The 14,294-nt window shown below is 70.4% G+C and carries 16 protein-coding genes; 10 read left to right on the plus strand and 6 right to left on the minus strand.

Features of this window, described 5'->3' with window-relative positions:
- Window positions 1–42: 42 nt before the first annotated feature.
- Window positions 43–2,001, plus strand: a complete 1,959-nt coding sequence (locus ACZ60Q_RS28985; RefSeq protein WP_469640382.1) for an AMP-dependent synthetase/ligase — start codon at window positions 43–45, stop codon at window positions 1,999–2,001.
- Window positions 2,002–2,092: 91 nt separating this feature from the next.
- Here ACZ60Q_RS28985 and ACZ60Q_RS28990 read toward each other — a convergent pair whose 3' ends face one another.
- Entirely contained in the window at window positions 2,093–2,713 is a 621-nt protein-coding gene (locus ACZ60Q_RS28990; protein ID WP_469640384.1) for a hypothetical protein, read from the minus strand.
- A gap of 180 nt (window positions 2,714–2,893) precedes the next feature.
- Window positions 2,894–4,306: an MFS transporter gene (locus ACZ60Q_RS28995; protein WP_469640386.1), complete on the minus strand. Its 1,413-nt coding sequence runs from the start codon at window positions 4,304–4,306 to the stop codon at window positions 2,894–2,896.
- 507 nt (window positions 4,307–4,813) lie between these two features.
- On the opposite strand from ACZ60Q_RS28995, the gene ACZ60Q_RS29000 reads away from it, so the two are divergent.
- Window positions 4,814–5,566: a phosphotransferase family protein gene (locus ACZ60Q_RS29000; protein WP_469640388.1), complete on the plus strand. Its 753-nt coding sequence runs from the start codon at window positions 4,814–4,816 to the stop codon at window positions 5,564–5,566.
- Between the two features lie 157 nt (window positions 5,567–5,723).
- Here ACZ60Q_RS29000 and ACZ60Q_RS29005 read toward each other — a convergent pair whose 3' ends face one another.
- On the minus strand, window positions 5,724–6,146 hold the full coding sequence (locus ACZ60Q_RS29005; RefSeq protein ID WP_469640390.1) for an ATP-binding protein: 423 nt from the start codon (window positions 6,144–6,146) through the stop codon (window positions 5,724–5,726).
- A gap of 194 nt (window positions 6,147–6,340) precedes the next feature.
- On the opposite strand from ACZ60Q_RS29005, the gene ACZ60Q_RS29010 reads away from it, so the two are divergent.
- Both ACZ60Q_RS29010 and ACZ60Q_RS29015 read left to right on the plus strand, forming a co-directional pair.
- On the plus strand, window positions 6,341–7,195 hold the full coding sequence (locus tag ACZ60Q_RS29010) for a helix-turn-helix domain-containing protein (RefSeq protein WP_469640392.1): 855 nt from the start codon (window positions 6,341–6,343) through the stop codon (window positions 7,193–7,195).
- Window positions 7,192–7,416 carry a DUF397 domain-containing protein gene (locus tag ACZ60Q_RS29015; protein ID WP_469640394.1) on the plus strand — a complete coding sequence of 75 codons (225 nt, stop codon included), beginning with the start codon at window positions 7,192–7,194 and terminating at the stop codon, window positions 7,414–7,416. Before ACZ60Q_RS29010 ends, ACZ60Q_RS29015 begins: the two co-directional genes overlap by 4 nt.
- Window positions 7,417–7,529: 113 nt before the next feature.
- Here the strand turns inward: ACZ60Q_RS29015 and ACZ60Q_RS29020 are convergent, their stop codons facing one another.
- Window positions 7,530–7,964, minus strand: a complete 435-nt coding sequence (locus tag ACZ60Q_RS29020; RefSeq protein WP_469640395.1) for an NUDIX domain-containing protein — start codon at window positions 7,962–7,964, stop codon at window positions 7,530–7,532.
- A 383-nt stretch (window positions 7,965–8,347) separates the two neighbouring features.
- Between ACZ60Q_RS29020 and ACZ60Q_RS29025 the strand changes: the two genes are divergently transcribed.
- From ACZ60Q_RS29025 to ACZ60Q_RS29035, 3 genes are all read left to right on the plus strand, one after another.
- A complete protein-coding gene (locus tag ACZ60Q_RS29025) occupies window positions 8,348–8,620 on the plus strand; it encodes a hypothetical protein (protein WP_469640397.1) in 273 nt (90 codons plus the stop codon).
- A 6-nt stretch (window positions 8,621–8,626) separates the two neighbouring features.
- Complete coding sequence (locus ACZ60Q_RS29030) at window positions 8,627–9,034, plus strand: hypothetical protein (RefSeq protein ID WP_469640399.1); 408 nt, start codon at window positions 8,627–8,629, stop codon at window positions 9,032–9,034.
- Window positions 9,035–9,111: 77 nt separating this feature from the next.
- Window positions 9,112–9,282 carry a hypothetical protein gene (locus ACZ60Q_RS29035; RefSeq protein ID WP_469640401.1) on the plus strand — a complete coding sequence of 57 codons (171 nt, stop codon included), beginning with the start codon at window positions 9,112–9,114 and terminating at the stop codon, window positions 9,280–9,282.
- Between the two features lie 349 nt (window positions 9,283–9,631).
- On the opposite strand, the gene ACZ60Q_RS29040 is transcribed toward ACZ60Q_RS29035, so the two are convergent.
- Both ACZ60Q_RS29040 and ACZ60Q_RS29045 read right to left on the minus strand, forming a co-directional pair.
- The gene (locus ACZ60Q_RS29040; RefSeq protein WP_469640402.1) at window positions 9,632–10,471 is read right to left on the minus strand and encodes an aldo/keto reductase; all 840 of its coding nucleotides are present in this window, start codon (window positions 10,469–10,471) and stop codon (window positions 9,632–9,634) included.
- Between the two features lie 74 nt (window positions 10,472–10,545).
- Window positions 10,546–10,989, minus strand: a complete 444-nt coding sequence (locus ACZ60Q_RS29045) for a VOC family protein (RefSeq protein ID WP_469640404.1) — start codon at window positions 10,987–10,989, stop codon at window positions 10,546–10,548.
- 251 nt (window positions 10,990–11,240) lie between these two features.
- Here ACZ60Q_RS29045 and ACZ60Q_RS29050 point away from each other — a divergent pair, with 251 nt between their 5' ends.
- From ACZ60Q_RS29050 to ACZ60Q_RS29060, 3 genes are all read left to right on the plus strand, one after another.
- A complete protein-coding gene (locus tag ACZ60Q_RS29050; protein WP_469640406.1) occupies window positions 11,241–12,185 on the plus strand; it encodes an LLM class F420-dependent oxidoreductase in 945 nt (314 codons plus the stop codon).
- An 11-nt stretch (window positions 12,186–12,196) separates the two neighbouring features.
- On the plus strand, window positions 12,197–12,994 hold the full coding sequence (locus ACZ60Q_RS29055; RefSeq protein ID WP_469640408.1) for an SDR family NAD(P)-dependent oxidoreductase: 798 nt from the start codon (window positions 12,197–12,199) through the stop codon (window positions 12,992–12,994).
- A 162-nt stretch (window positions 12,995–13,156) separates the two neighbouring features.
- Complete coding sequence (locus tag ACZ60Q_RS29060) at window positions 13,157–14,278, plus strand: LLM class flavin-dependent oxidoreductase (protein ID WP_469640410.1); 1,122 nt, start codon at window positions 13,157–13,159, stop codon at window positions 14,276–14,278.
- Window positions 14,279–14,294: the final 16 nt, after the last annotated feature.

Below are 14,294 nucleotides of genomic sequence, written 5' to 3' on the forward strand. Positions count from 1 at the left end.
CCGGCGAACCGATCCGCCCTTCCCCGAACCGAGGAGCCGCACGTGCCAACACCACCCTCAGCCCCCGCTTCCTCCGGATCCGTCCCCGCACCCTCCGGATCCCCTCCCGCTCCGGCCCCCGTGCCCGCCCTGGTCGAACCGACGAAGAAGCGGGGTCCCGACGGGCGGGTCCAAGAGGTCTCCGTACCGAAGTTCGCACCGGTCGTGGAGCGTGGCTCGCTGGCCGAGATCCCGTTCGACAACGCCCGACAGGCCCCGTCGGACCCGGTGCTCAGCCGTAAGGACGCCCAGGGCACCTGGCAGGACGTGACGGCCGCCGATTTCGCCGCCGAGGTGCTGGCGGTGGCCAAGGGCCTGATCGCGGAGGGGCTGATGGCGGGGGACCGGATCGCGATCATGGCCCGGACGACGTACGAGTGGACGCTGCTGGACTTCGCGTCGTGGGCGGCCGGCCTGGTGACGGTCCCCATCTACCCGACCTCCTCCGCGTTCCAGGCCCGCTGGATCCTCCAGAACTCGGGCGCGGTGGCGTGCGCCGTGGAGACGAAGGAACAGGGCCGGGTGATCAGCCAGGAGCGCAAGCAGCTCGGCGGCCTGGCGCATCTGTGGCAGTTCGACACGGGGGCGATCGGCCAGCTCAAGGTCCTCGGCAAGGGCATCCCGGACGCGGCGGTGACGGCCCGCCGCGCCTCCCTGGGACCGGACACCCCCGCCACCCTGCTCTACACCTCGGGCACCACGGGCCGCCCGAAGGGCTGCGTCCTGACCCACGGCAACTTCTTCGCCGAGGTCGACAACGCGATCGAACTCCTCCACCCGGTCTTCACATCGGCCTCGAAGGACCCCGCCTCCACCCTCCTCTTCCTGCCCCTCTCCCATGTGTTCGGCCGCATGGTGGCGATCGGCTGCATGCGGGCGAGGGTGCGCCTGGGCCACGCCCCCTCCATCCGGACGGAGGACCTCCTCGCCGACCTGGCCGGCTTCCGCCCCACGTTCCTCCTCGCCATCCCGTACGTACTGGAGAAGGTCTACAACACGGGCCGGGCGACCGCCGAGAAGATGGGCCGGGTCTCCTCGTTCGACCGCGCGGCCCGCATCGCCCAGCGCTACGGCCAGGCGGTCGAGGCCGCCGAACACGGCACAGGACCGGGCCCCGGCCTCGGCCTGCGCGCCGCCCGCGCCGTGTACGACCCGCTGGTCTACCGCCGTATCCGGGCGGCGCTCGGCGGCAGGGTCCGGTACGTGATCTGCGGCGGCTCCCCGCTGGGCAGCAGGCTCGCCGCGTTCTACGAGGGCGCGGGGATCAGCGTCTTCGAGGGCTACGGCCTCACGGAGACCACGGCCGCCCACACGGTGACCCCGCCCCTCAAACCCCGTCTGGGCACGGTCGGTTGGCCACTGCCCGGCACGTCGGTGCGCATCGCGGAGGACGGTGAGGTGCTGCTGAGGGGCGGCCAGGTGTTCCGGGGCTACTGGGACGCCGAACGGGCGGAGGTGACCCCGGCGCTCCTGGCGGACGACTGGTTCCCCACGGGCGACCTGGGCGCACTGGACGAGGACGGCTATCTGACGATCACGGGCCGCAAGAAGGACATCATCATCACGTCGGGCGGCAAGAACGTCACCCCGGCCCCGCTGGAGGACTGGCTGCGCGCGCACCCCCTCGTCAGCCAGTGCATGGTCGTCGGCGACAACCGCTCCTTCATCACCGCCCTGATCACCCTGGAGCCGGACGGCCTCCAGCACTGGCGCCGGATGACCAGGAAACAGGACATCCCGATGCGGGAACTGGTCCACGACGAGGACCTGCGCACCTTGCTCCAGAAAGCGGTCGACGAGGCCAACCGCCTGGTCTCCCGCGCGGAGTCGATCCGTAAGTTCACCGTCCTGCCGGTGGACTTCACGGAGGTGAAGGGGCATCTGACGCCGTCGCTGAAGCTGAAGCGGGACGCGATCGCGTGGGACTTCGCGGGGGAGATCGAGACGTTGTACCGGAAGTGAGGGGCGGGGTCGGGGCGGGGCTCACCACGAGGGGCGGGGGCGGGGCTCCCCGCCGGACCCGCCCCACCCCGCCGGGCGTGGGCGGAACCGGTCAGGACGCCTGGAGGACGTCACAGGAGCAGTGGCGGAATTCCAGGCCGAGTTCGCTGTCCACGGCCGCGCTCGAGCGGGTGGCGGCTTCGGAGACCTTCTCCCAGGAGCCGTACTTCAGGTACAGCTGGTCCGCCGTCGGGCCGAGCGGGTTCCCGTACTTCTTCTGGTTGCGCGCCTCCAGCTCCGCGACCTGTTCCGGGGACATGCCGGCGCGGACGACGTCCTTGGCGTCGTTGCGCATCTCGACCAGAGCGCGGGCGATGTCCTCCTCCGAGCGGCCTTCGGCGCGCATGGCGCACTCCGTGCGTTCCATGTCCTCAAGGAGGTCGTGATAGCGCATCCGCTGTGCGCGGGCGATCTCGCGCTCCTGCGGTGTCTCGCTCCGGATCAGGCACACGACCGGTTCCGGACTGGTGCAGTCACCGTGATCCGGGGCCGCCTGGGAGACGGGCGCGACGACGACCGAACCGCAACCGGCGGACGACGCGCACGGGTGCGCCGTGTGCCCGGCGGCAGCGGCGGACTGAAGGGGAAGGAGAGCGACTTGGGCGACCAGCAGCGCGGGAACCACCCGGCGGGCCAGTGACCACAGACCGCGTCGTGACGTGTTCGATGACATGCGCTCATCGTTCGGCACGCCCCGACAGGACCGAGGCGTGGCGAGGCCGGACCACCCTTGCGGGCGGCCGACTCCACTCCGGCGGGTGAAGCCGGACCGGGGGCCGACCCGCCGGCAGTCCCCGCCCGCCGGGTCGCGCGGCCCCGGCCGGCGGGGGCGGCGCGACCCGGCGGGCGCAGGTCACCCCTGCTGTTCCCGCCGGTCCGCCTCGGGGGCGGTGGAGGGGGCGGGCTCGGGTGAGGGGTTGGGGTTGGGGTCGGGGTTGGAGTCAGGCTCGGGCGCGGGCATGCGCCAGGCCACGACCGCACCCGCCACGAGACCCGCGGTGGCCAGCCCCGTGGCCACCAGGAACGGGTCGAAGGAGTGCAGGGTGGGCGCGAAGCCGAGCCCGACGAAGACCGCCACCCCGGCCGCACCGCCCATCTGGTCGGCGGCGCGCTGGACGCCCGAGGCGATTCCGGCGTCGTCCTCGGTGACGCCGGTGACCGCGACGTACTGGAGTCCGACGACGCCGAACCCCATGCCGGCCGCGATCATGAGCATGGCCGGGACCAGCGCCGCCCCGCCGGCGGACGAGGCCGAGACCAGCGCGATCGCGGCCATCGCCGCAGCGGTGAACCCCATGCCGGCGAGCACGCAGGCGCGGGCCCCCCAGCGGACCAGTAGGCGGGGCACCAGCATGGAGAACACGATCAGCGAGACCGCCAGCGGCAGCATCTTCAGCCCCGCGCCCAGCGGGCCCATGCCCAGCCGGTCCTGCAGCGAGAACGTGAACAGCAGGAACGACGTCGACAGGGCCCCGCTCAGCAGCATCGTGGCCAGGTTGGCCGCGACCCGGGTGCGATGGGCGAAGAAGCGCGGCGGCACCAGCGGGTTGCGCGAGCGCGCCTCGACCCGTACGAACCCGATCCCGGCCGCCACCGCCCCGGCCAGTGCCGCCGGGACCACCCACGGGGACGTTCCCGGCTCACCGGCCTCGACCACACCGAACGTGAACAGCAGCGGGCAGGCGGTCAGCAGCAGTGCGCCGGGAAGGTCCAGCGCCCGCCGGTCCCTGCCCACGGGCCGGTCTCCGTCGACCAGGCAGACGGCCGCCAGCAGAACGACCAGGATGAACGGGACCGAGATCAGGAAGATCCACCGCCACCCCAGGTGAGCGGTGATGACGCCGGACAGCACGAACCCGAGCACGAGACCGCAACTGGCCACCGCCGCCCATACGCCCAGGGCCCGCGACCGGCGCGGCCCCTCGGGGAACATCAGGACGACGGTGGCCATCGCGGCAGGCAGCGCGACGGCCTCCCCGACACCTTGCAGCAGACGCATGACCACGAGCAGGCCGAACGTGGGGGCCAGGCCCGCCAGCAGCGACGCGACGCCGAACAGGCCGGTGCCCAGCAGCAGTACGCGCCTCCGCCCGAGGAGGTCGCCCAGCCGGCCGCCGAGCATCAGCATCCCGCCGCCGGTGACCGTGTAGCCGACCACGACCCAGGTCAGGGAGTGCCCGTCGACGCCGAAGTCGGCACCGATCGAGGGCAGGGCGATGTTGACCACGGTCACGTCGACCGCGATGAAGAACTGCAGCATGGACATCGCGCACAGCACCAGCCATGCGCGTACGGGGGACGGGTGTCGCCCGCGGGAAGAGAGGATGCCTGAGAACATCAGGTGCTCCGTAGCTCAGAGGTGGCTCCGAGCAGCACGAAGAGGCCGCCCGGATCTGATCACGAAGCGGCTGGACGCCCTGGAAGATGTGTGAGCAGAACGCCCCGCCGCTAGCGGAGCGCCCTGGTCACCGCGGCGCAAGCGGCCGCACACGAAGCTGCAGACATGCGAGGGACGCTATCAGGGCGGCCGGGATGGGCGGGGGCGGGCCGAGGGGCGCGGGCGCTGACGGGCGGTCAGTAGCCCCGGATCATTCCCCGGCCGGGGCTCGCGATGCCTGCCTCCGCGGTCCCGAGCACGGGCGTGCCTTCGCCGGCGCTGTACGGAGGGCGGCGCCGTGCATGAGGACGCGGGGGGAGCGGAACGCGGTCAGCCGAGTCATCGCACGCGATAATTCCGGCGACGCGGCGATCTTCTCCGGGATACTGGTCGCCCATGGATGAGGTTCGCGTGGTCGTCGCCCATTCCGAGCGTGTGACTCTGCGCGTCGGTGACGTGTTCTTGAAGGTGGACTCCGATCAGGCGCGTATCGACGTCGAGGTCGAGACGATGGCTCTGGCGCCGGTCCCGACCCCGGAGGTCCTGTGGCGCAAGCCGCCCGTGCTCGCGATCGCCGCGCTCCGGGGGGCACCGCTCGGGCGTCTCGGCGGGCCGTCGACCGGGTCGTCGGCGGCGTGGGCCGCGGCGGGCGCCGCCATCCGGAAGCTGCACGACGCGCCGTTGCCGCCCCGGCCCGGCCGGGCCGGGCGGAGCATCGTCGAGTTGGCGGCGGAACTCGACGGTGAGTGCGAGTTGCTCGTGGCGCACGGACTCCTGCCCGCGGACCTGGTCACCCGTAATCGCCGGGTCGCCGAGGCCGCGCTCCGGCCGTGGACTCCGGCATTCACGCACGGCGACCTGCAGATCGCACACGTCTTCGTCGACGGCGACGAGGTCACGGGCATCATCGACTGGTCCGAGGCGGGCCAGGGCGATGCCCTGTGCGACCTGGCCACCTTCACGCTCGGCCACGAGAAGCGCCTCGACGACGTTCTCGCCGGCTATGGCACCGGCATCGACATCGACCTCGACGTGATCCGCGCCTGGTGGGCGATGCGAAGCCTGCTGGCGGTTCGCTGGCTGAGCGAACACGGTTTCGACCCGTTCGCGCCGGGCTGCGAGGTCGACGTGCTGAGATCCCGGATGTGAGGTCGCCCGGGCCCGATGGCCGACGCGACGAGCTCGGACTGGTGGAGGGCGGAGACCTGGTACGCCGTCCAGCGCCAGATCCCCTCGTGGGCGGGCAGTTCGTATGCGTACCCCGAGGTGTCCGCGTGACACCCATAGGCGCGCGGCAGCGTGCTGTTCACGCGGTGCACGAGGGTGTAGTGGCGAGGATGTCGGCCCAGACGTCCTTGCCGTCCCGCCGCACCACCGTGCCGCACTGGGCCGCGAGCGCGGCGATGAGGAGGACGCCGCGCCCGCTCTCCTCGCTCCACTCGGGGTCGCGGCGTTCGGGCGGCCGGGTGTCGGAGTCGCTGACGGTGACGCGTACGCCGTCGAGCCTGCGGCGGAGCGTGATCGTGCAGAGCGGCGACCCGGTGTGCCGCATGACGTTGGTCAGCAGCTCGTGGGCGCAGAGCGTGGCGGCGTCGCTGAGTTCCCGCAGGTCCCACAGGTCCAGGTGCGCGCTGACGATGCGCCGCATGATCGCGAGCGTTTCGGGGCGGGCGACGAGTTCTTGGTGGTAGTCGGGCGGGGCGGGTTCGGCGGTGGGGGTGACGGCCATCGGTTCCTCCGGAGCGAAGTGAGTAGCGCACCACTGGTCAACAGCTCGTGATCGATCGGGCGCGTTCGGTCACGGGAGGGATGGTGCCGCGCGAGGCATCACTTAGGCAAGTATTCCTTCACCATGTCATCCGAGAGGGTGCAAGTTTCTGAAGTGTGTTGTGCCTGCGCGAACTTGGCCTTCAAGATGGCGCCATGGCCCAGAGCGACATGCCCACGATGCGGAGCCGCCGACTCGGCGGTGAACTGCGACAGCTACGACTGAACGCCGGCCTCAAGGTCCAGGACGCGGCGGAGTCGCTGGAGTGCGGGCAGCCCAAGATCAGCCAGATCGAGAACGGCAAGCGGGGCATCCGCCCGCTCGACCTGACGACCCTCCTCAACCTCTACGGAGTGGAGGACGAGCGGCAGCGAGCCAGCCTGAAGCGGCTGGCGAAGGAGATCCACAAGGTCGACTGGTGGACCGGGCAGGGGCCGTTCCTGCACGACGTGCTGAAGGACTACTTGATGTTGGAGGCGGACTCGCAGGCGGTCCGCACGTTCGAACCGATGGTCATTCCGGGGTTGCTGCAGACCGAGGCGTACATGCGCCACCTGTACGAGGTCGCGTCTCCGGCGGACCAGGTGGATTCGCTCGTCGCGACCCGGATGAAGCGCAAGGAACTGCTGGACAACAGGCTCGGCTTCCGGCTCCGTGCCGTGATCGACGCTCCAGCGCTGCACCGCATCGGCGGTGGGCCGGATCTGGTCGTTGGGCAGCTGGCCCATCTGCTGGAAGTGGGTGCGGCGTCGAATGTCAGCATTCAGGTGCTGCCGCTGAACTCCGCCTTACCGATGGAGCAGTACGCACCGTTCACCGTCTTCGGACTGCAAGCTGATCCGCCGGTGGAAGTGACGTGGTTGGAGCACATCACCGGTGGTACGTTGCTGGAGCAGCGGCCTGATGTGCAGGCGTACATCAAGGCGTGGGACGAATTGACTGCTGCGGCGCTGTCACCCACCGCTTCCCGGCAGTACATTCACAACCTCACCGAGGACACCAGATCATGATCGAGGAATCGGCTCCCCGGAGTTCGGAGACCGAGCTTGAACGTGCACGCTGGCACAAAAGCACGTACAGCGGGTCGAACAACGGCTGCGTCGAGCATGCCTTCTTGGCTTCCGGCCGTCACGCGGTTCGCGACACCAAGGACCGCGCCCTGAGTGCGCACACCTTCGGCCCGGCACAGTGGCAGGCCTTCGTCATCGCCGTACGGGACGGCTCCCTCTAGGCAACGCTGACGGCCAAGCCCCGCCTGGATCATTTCCTAGGCCGGGGCTTACGGTGCCTGCCCCGGCTTGTCGTGAGCTGCTGGCCCCAGGAGTGGCCAGTACGCCGCTGAAGTTACGGCGAGTTGAGCAGCTCACCGGAGTCGAGCGCCTCGCAGAGCACGGTGGAGATCTCTTCGGGCAGCAGGTTGAGGGCTGCGATGGCCGGCCGGGTGAGGGGAATCTCGTCGAGGATGTACTCGCCGCGGCCCTCCTGCTGAAACTCGGGGCCGCCACGTTCGGCGAAGTTCCATTTCGTGACCCGGGCGACGTAGAAGAACTCCGGCTCGCCGGCCCGGTTCACGAGTTGGTGGAGCGGCCGGAGAATCTCGGCCTCACCGGCGATCTCCTCCCGGATCTCACGCAGCAAAGCTTCCTCGCGGCTTGCGTCGGACTCCTCGACGCCCCCGCCGACGACGACCCAGTAGGCGGCGATGCCGGGGCGGATGCGTTTGATCAGGAGCATGGTGTCGTCGGGGGTGATCAGGATGGCGCGGACGCGCTGCTTCATCGGGTCGCTCCTCGGGGTGTGGTGGGCGGGCAGGCTGCTCTTGGCGTCGGCCTAGAGGACTCTCGCAGAAGGTCGCAGCGTAGGAGGCCATCTCGCTCGGAGCGGTAACGGTCAGGTAGCTGGCTGCCCCGGTCCGCCGCGCGGGACAATATCGGCATCGTCCCGTGAGCGCCGGCCGATGGAAGGCTTCTGGATCTATGGAACCGAACCGACTTCCTGCTCCGCCCGGACGGTCTCCTCGTCCGCCTCCCAGGACTGGATGATCAGGTCGCTGGTCGTCTCCTCCAGCCAGATGGTGGGAGATCCGTCGTCGGGAGTGCTGGGCCAGATCCCGAGGAATTGTCAAGCCATGCTGTGCTTCTTCAAGGAGTGTTCGGGTCGATGTGACTGAGGAGGAGGCCGAGGCCGTCCCGCTCGAACGGCCCGAGGCCTCGGATCAGTTCCCCGCGTGCGAGTGCCCCGAGCAAGACGCCCGGCCGGTGACGAGGTGCTACGCCGACGGCGGCGCGCACAACTTCCCCGTCGAGGACGACACCGGTGCCTACTGCCCTGAGCACGGGGCGACGCTGATCTGGCGTGATGTCTCGCCTGCGCTCGTCCCGCCCAGGCACCGGGCCACCCCGCCTAGACTGACCCGGCCGCCACGGAAGGAATGATCACAAATGCGACCCGCGCGATTCCAGGACTACGTCCTCGACCTGGCCAAGAACACCCCCGGCGTGACCCGCGTCCAGACGGCCGCCGAGGCCGGTGAGAACCGGTTCCCGTTCGGTCTCGTCATCGTCGCCGCCGGAGGTGAATCCCGGTGGCAGATCATCGGACAGCTCACCGACGGCGAGAAGCACGACATGGCCGACACCCCAGTCGAGTACGACCCGCTCCCCGCCGGCCCCGAACCCCAGCCCGGCGACAGCCCGGAGGCATGGCTGGCCGCGGTGATCAGCCGGTCCGAGTCCCGCGAGATCGCGAGCATCACCCGCTGGTCGACCCGCGAGGGCGAGCGCCCGGACAACCTCGGCATGACCGTGACGTTCCACAACGGGTCGAAAGCTTTCGTGCGGAAGGCGTAGAGACTCCCCGCCCGGGTGACCGGGCCGGGGCGCAAGTGCACCACCTGTCAGCACCACCCCACCGAGGAGGAACTGATATGTGCAGTCACGCCACCCCCGGCCACCGGTTCGACCCCGCCCTCGCCGAGGGCTACTGCCCCGTGTGCGGCGCGGGCGTCGGCAGCGCGCCGGGCACCCCGACCACCAGCCACCAGGCCGGCGGAACCGGAACGGAGATGTGCCCCGGTAGCGGCTCACCTGCACTGTAGGAGACGCTCGCCCAGCGGCCTGGACGGTACCGAGCAGCCCCTGCCTCGCGCGCGGCAGGGGCTGCTTCGTGTCCGTTTCGCACCCCAACCTTGGTCCGCGCTCGCCGCCGCTCCCGGCTCGGTGCTGTAGCAGGGCATGGCGTTGTCGGTGGTGGGTGAGCGGATTCATGTGACAGGACCGAACTCGTCCAGGGAGCAGCGCACCGTGAAAAACTGGCCCGCCGCCGATCCGGAGGAGGCCGTTCGGGACCTGGTGACCGTCTCCGGCGAGCCCGGGAGGTGAGACAACCGGCCGCTGTCCGCTGTCACACCGCCGCCGGGCATCCCCCGGTATCGGCTCCTGCCGAGGTCACGTGTCCTCCCCGACCCCGTCCAGCCGCGCCCGCAGCTCCGGAGTGAGCACGAGGTCCGCCGCCGCCGTGTTCTCCTCCAGGTGGGCGACGCTGGACGTGCCCGGGATCGGGAGCATCACCGGGGAGTGGTCCAGCAGCCAGGCCAGGCAGACCTGGGTGGCGGTGGCGTTCAGTTCGGCGGCCACCGCCGCCACCTCCGCGCGGTCGCCCGCCTTGCCCCAGGCCACCGTGCGCCAGGGCAGGAACGCGATGCCCGCCGCCTCGCACGCCGCGAGGACCGGTTCGTGTTCGCGGTCGGTCAGGTTGTAGCGGTTCTGGACGCTCGCGATGCCGACGATCTCCCGGGCCTCGGCCAGCTCGGCGACCGTCACCTCGGAGAGGCCGATCCGGCCCACCTTGCCCTCGTCGCGGAGGTCCCGCAGGGTGCCGAGCTGGTCGGCGAGCGGGGTCTCCGGGTCGATGCGGTGGAGCTGGAGCAGTTCCAGGCGGTCGACGCGGAGGCGCCGCAGGGCGTGGTCCACCTGGTCGCGGAGGGCCTGGGGGCGGCCGTCCAGGGCCCATTCGCCCGTCTCGGGCGAGCGGGCCCACCCGACCTTCGTGGTGATCAGGAGGTCCTTCGGGTAGGGGTGGAGCGCCTCGGCAAGGACCTCCTCGTTGGCCCCGGCCCCGTACAAGTGGGCCGTGTCGATCAGGGTGATGCCCAGCTCGACCGCCCGGCGGGCCACGGCGACGGCCGCCTCCCTGTCCTCGGGCTTCACGGTGGGCAGGTGCATCGCGCCGAAGCCCAGCCGCCCCACGGTCAGATCTCCCGCGATACGGAACGTTGTTGGTGGCATGTTTCCTGAACTCCCCTTGTCCGAATGGCTCGACCCTAAGGGTTGTGGTCAACGGCATTACGGACAGCGTACGTTCAGGGAGTTCCGGGTCCCTGGAGGATCTGGATGTAGTTGCCGGCCGGGTCCACGATCGTGGAGAAGAACCAGCCGCCCCCGGTGTCCTCGACCGGCCGCACCCAGGTCACTCCCAGGGAGTCGAGGTGCCGCTCGGCCGCATGGATGTCACGCACGGTGAGGTTGATCAGCTGCCGGCCCGGTTCGGTGGCCTTGTCCGCCAGGTCGTCCCGTTGGTCGAATCCGATGATCGCGCCGGGGCCGACGATCAGGAAGTGCTCCGCCCAGCGGGCGCCCAGAGGCTCCAGTGCGGCGCGGTACCACGCGATCAGTGCGTCGGAGTCGGTGCTGCCGAGGATGACCCCGAGGCCCGTGATGCCCGCGGCGCCCGTGGTGCCCGCAGCGCCAGTGGCGTCCGCAGCGCCAGTGGCGTTGCCGGTGTTGTCGTCGGTGGAAGCTGTCATGGCTGTTCCCTCGCTCTGCTGACGCGGCGCGCGCCGCGTGTCGCGTGCGCCGGGCCGCCCCGGTCGCTCGGAATGTCCTGCCTACCACTCATGACCGTCACCGGGCGGGAAGCTCATCGGTGCCTCGCCGCTGATGCGCCCCGATGCGCCCCGATGCACCCCCGCCCCTTGTCTGATGAGTCGTCAGGTATGACGATGGCGGCCGTCACCCGGGGCGGTACCGTCCCGGGCCGGAGGGGAAGGAGGCCGCCGTGCCGATACTGCCCAGCGGGCCGCTGTCCTACGGGATGCAGCTGCCGATCCAGTCGCAGAGCGTCATCTACGCGGAACCCTGGGAGGCGGCGGCGACCCCCGCCGATCTCGTCCGCACAGCCCGCGCCGCCGATCGCGGCGGCTTCTCCTACATCGCCGGCTGCGACCACGTCGCCATCCCGCGTCGGCTGGCGGAAGGCATGAGCACCGTCTGGTACGACCCCGTCGCCACGCTCGCCTTTCTCGCCGGGGTCACGAGCCGTGTGCTGCTGATGAGCCATGTCGCCGTCGTCGGGCTGCGCCATCCGCTGATCACCGCCAAGCAGTACGCCACCCTCGACCACCTCAGCGGCGGGCGGCTGATCCTCGGGGTCGGGGCCGGGCACGTACGGGAGGAGTTCGAGGCGGTCGGGGCGGACTTCGACGGGCGCGGGCGCGTCCTCGACGAGAGCATCGACGCACTACGGGCGGCGCTCGGGCCCGAGGAGTACCCGGAGTTCGCGGGGGAGCGGTTCTCGTTCAGCGGGCTCGGGCAGCGGCCCCGGCCGGTCCAGGAACGGGTGCCGATCTGGGTGGGCGGCTCCTCGCCCGCCGCCACGCGCCGGGCCGCGGTGCGGGGCGACGGGTGGCTGCCGCAGGGCGATCCCCGGGACCGGCTGCCGGCGGGGATCGCCCGGGTGCACGCCCTGCGGGAGGAGGCGGGCGTCGAGGCGCCGATCGTCATCGGCGCGATCACCGAACCGCTGTACGTGGGTGAGCCGGGGTGGCCCGTGGGGCGGCGGACGCTCACCGGGAAGCCCGAGGTGCTCGCGGAGTCGCTGCGGGAGTACGCGGCGATCGGCGTGCACCAGATCCAGGTGCGCTTCCGGAGCCGGAGCGTGGACGAACTGACCGATCAGATGGCGGCGTTCGGTGCGGACGTGGCCCCTCATCTCGACAGGTAGGGGAGAGCGTTATGGGCAAGCTGGACGGGCGGGTCGTCCTGATCACCGGGGCGGCGCGCGGGCAGGGTGAGCAGGAGGCACGGCTTTTCGCGGCCGAGGGCGCGCGGGTCGTCGTCGCCGATGTGCTGGTCGGGCAGGGGGAGGCGCTGGCGAAGGAGCTGGGCGAGGAGTTCGGTGAGGGCGTCGCCCGGTTCGTCCGGCTGGACGTGGGGTGCGAGGAGGACTGGGCCGCCGCCGTCGACATGGCCAAGGGCGCCTTCGGGAAGATCGACGGGCTCGTCAACAACGCGGGCATCCTGCGCTTCAACGAGCTGGTCGACACCCCGCTGGCCGAGTTCGAGCAGGTGGTGCGGGTCAATATGACGGGTGCGTTCCTCGGGATACGGGCCGTCGCGCCCGAGATCGAGGCCGCGGGCGGCGGGACGATCGTCAACACGTCCTCGTACACCGGTCTGACCGGCATGCCCCTGATCGGCGCGTACGTCGCGACCAAGCACGCGGTGCTGGGGCTCACCAAGGTCGCCGCCATGGAGCTGGCGGGGAAGGGCATCCGGGTCAACGCCGTGTGTCCGGGGGCCGTCGACACCGCGATGACCAACCCGGCCCTGCTGGACGCGGACGCCGACCCGCTGACGTCCGGCGCCGCGCTGGACGCGTACTACCGCAAGCTCGTGCCGATGGGGCGGATCGGCCGGCCGGAGGAGGTCGCCGCGCTGGTCCTCTTCCTGACCGGCCCGGACTCCTCGTACGTCACCGGGCAGCCGTTCGTCGTCGACGGAGGGTGGCTGGCCGGGGTCAGCCCCTTCTGACGGGGCCGGCCGGGGTCAGCCCCTTCTGGCGCACGGACCGAGGCATCAGCTGACGAGGTGTCAGGTATTGACGCCTCGCGGCGGCGGTGGAACAGTCGGTCGCATCGCAATCTGACGGTCCGTCAGGTGATTTCGGAAGAACTCAGAGGACGGTGAACCTCCGTGGAATTCGGGCTCTTTGTTCAGGGGTACGTGCCCGCCGCGCGTGCCAAGGTCGACCCCGAGGCAGAGCACAAGGCGCTGATCGAGGAGACCGAGTACGTCATCCAGGCGGACAAGTCCGGCTTCAAGTACGCCTGGGCCTCCGAGCACCACTTCCTGGAGGAGTACTCGCACCTCTCCGCCAACGACGTGTACCTCGGCTATCTCGCGCACGCCACCGAGCGCATCCACCTCGGCTCCGGCATCTTCAACCCGCTCGCGCCCGTCAACCATCCGGTGAAGGTCGCCGAGAAGGTCGCGATGCTCGACCATCTCTCCGAAGGGCGCTTCGAGTTCGGCACCGGGCGCGGGGCGGGCAGCCACGAGATCCTCGGGTTCATGCCGGGCATCACCGACATGAACCACACGAAGGAGCTGTGGGAGGAGACGATCGCCGAGTTCCCCAAGATGTGGCTCCAGGACGAGTACGTCGGCTTCCAGGGCAAGCACTGGTCGCTTCCGCCGCGCAAGATCCTGCCGAAGCCGTACGGGAAGTCCCACCCGGCCATGTGGTACGCGGCCGGGTCGCCGTCCTCGTACGCCATGGCGGGGAAGAAGGGCCTCGGCGTGCTGGGCTTCAGCGTGCAGAAGGTCTCCGACATGGAGTGGGTCGTCGAGTCCTACAAGAACGCGGTCAAGGACGCCGAGCCGGTGGGCGCGTTCGTCAACGACAACGTGATGGTCACCTCCACCGCGATCTGCGCCGAGACGCATGCCAAGGCCGTGGAGATCGCGGTCGGCGGCGGGCTCAACTACCTCCAGTCGCTGCTGTTCCGCTACCACGACACGTTCCCCCGGCCGGAGGGGATCCCGGAGTGGCCGCAGCTGCTGCCGGAGTACACCGAGGAGATCGTGGAGCTGCTCATCGCGGAGGAGCTGATGATCTGCGGGGATCCCGACGAGGTCCTGAAGCAGTGCCGGCGGTGGGACCGGGCCGGGGCGGACCAGTTGAGCTTCGGGCTGCCGATCGGGATCAGTCCCGAGGACACGATGAACTCGATTCGGCTGATCGGGGAGCATGTGATTCCGCGGATCGATACGGATCCCGTGCATCGGACCTCGCGGTTCCGGGCCGCGGGCTGACCTCGCGGGGCTCCGC

This window comes from Streptomyces sp. NPDC104313, assembly GCF_055583985.1.

Coding starts and splice junctions, on each gene's coding strand:
- ACZ60Q_RS28990 (WP_469640384.1), bottom strand. CDS start 2,713: ATGTCATCGAACACGTCACGACGCGGTCTGTGGTCACTGGCCCGCCGG.
- ACZ60Q_RS28995 (WP_469640386.1), bottom strand. CDS start 4,306: ATGTCCATGCTGCAGTTCTTCATCGCGGTCGACGTGACCGTGGTCAAC.
- ACZ60Q_RS29000 (WP_469640388.1), top strand. CDS start 4,814: ATGGATGAGGTTCGCGTGGTCGTCGCCCATTCCGAGCGTGTGACTCTG.
- ACZ60Q_RS29005 (WP_469640390.1), bottom strand. CDS start 6,146: ATGGCCGTCACCCCCACCGCCGAACCCGCCCCGCCCGACTACCACCAA.
- ACZ60Q_RS29010 (WP_469640392.1), top strand. CDS start 6,341: ATGGCCCAGAGCGACATGCCCACGATGCGGAGCCGCCGACTCGGCGGT.
- ACZ60Q_RS29015 (WP_469640394.1), top strand. CDS start 7,192: ATGATCGAGGAATCGGCTCCCCGGAGTTCGGAGACCGAGCTTGAACGT.
- ACZ60Q_RS29020 (WP_469640395.1), bottom strand. CDS start 7,964: ATGAAGCAGCGCGTCCGCGCCATCCTGATCACCCCCGACGACACCATG.
- ACZ60Q_RS29030 (WP_469640399.1), top strand. CDS start 8,627: ATGCGACCCGCGCGATTCCAGGACTACGTCCTCGACCTGGCCAAGAAC.
- ACZ60Q_RS29035 (WP_469640401.1), top strand. CDS start 9,112: ATGTGCAGTCACGCCACCCCCGGCCACCGGTTCGACCCCGCCCTCGCC.
- ACZ60Q_RS29040 (WP_469640402.1), bottom strand. CDS start 10,471: ATGCCACCAACAACGTTCCGTATCGCGGGAGATCTGACCGTGGGGCGG.
- ACZ60Q_RS29045 (WP_469640404.1), bottom strand. CDS start 10,989: ATGACAGCTTCCACCGACGACAACACCGGCAACGCCACTGGCGCTGCG.
- ACZ60Q_RS29055 (WP_469640408.1), top strand. CDS start 12,197: ATGGGCAAGCTGGACGGGCGGGTCGTCCTGATCACCGGGGCGGCGCGC.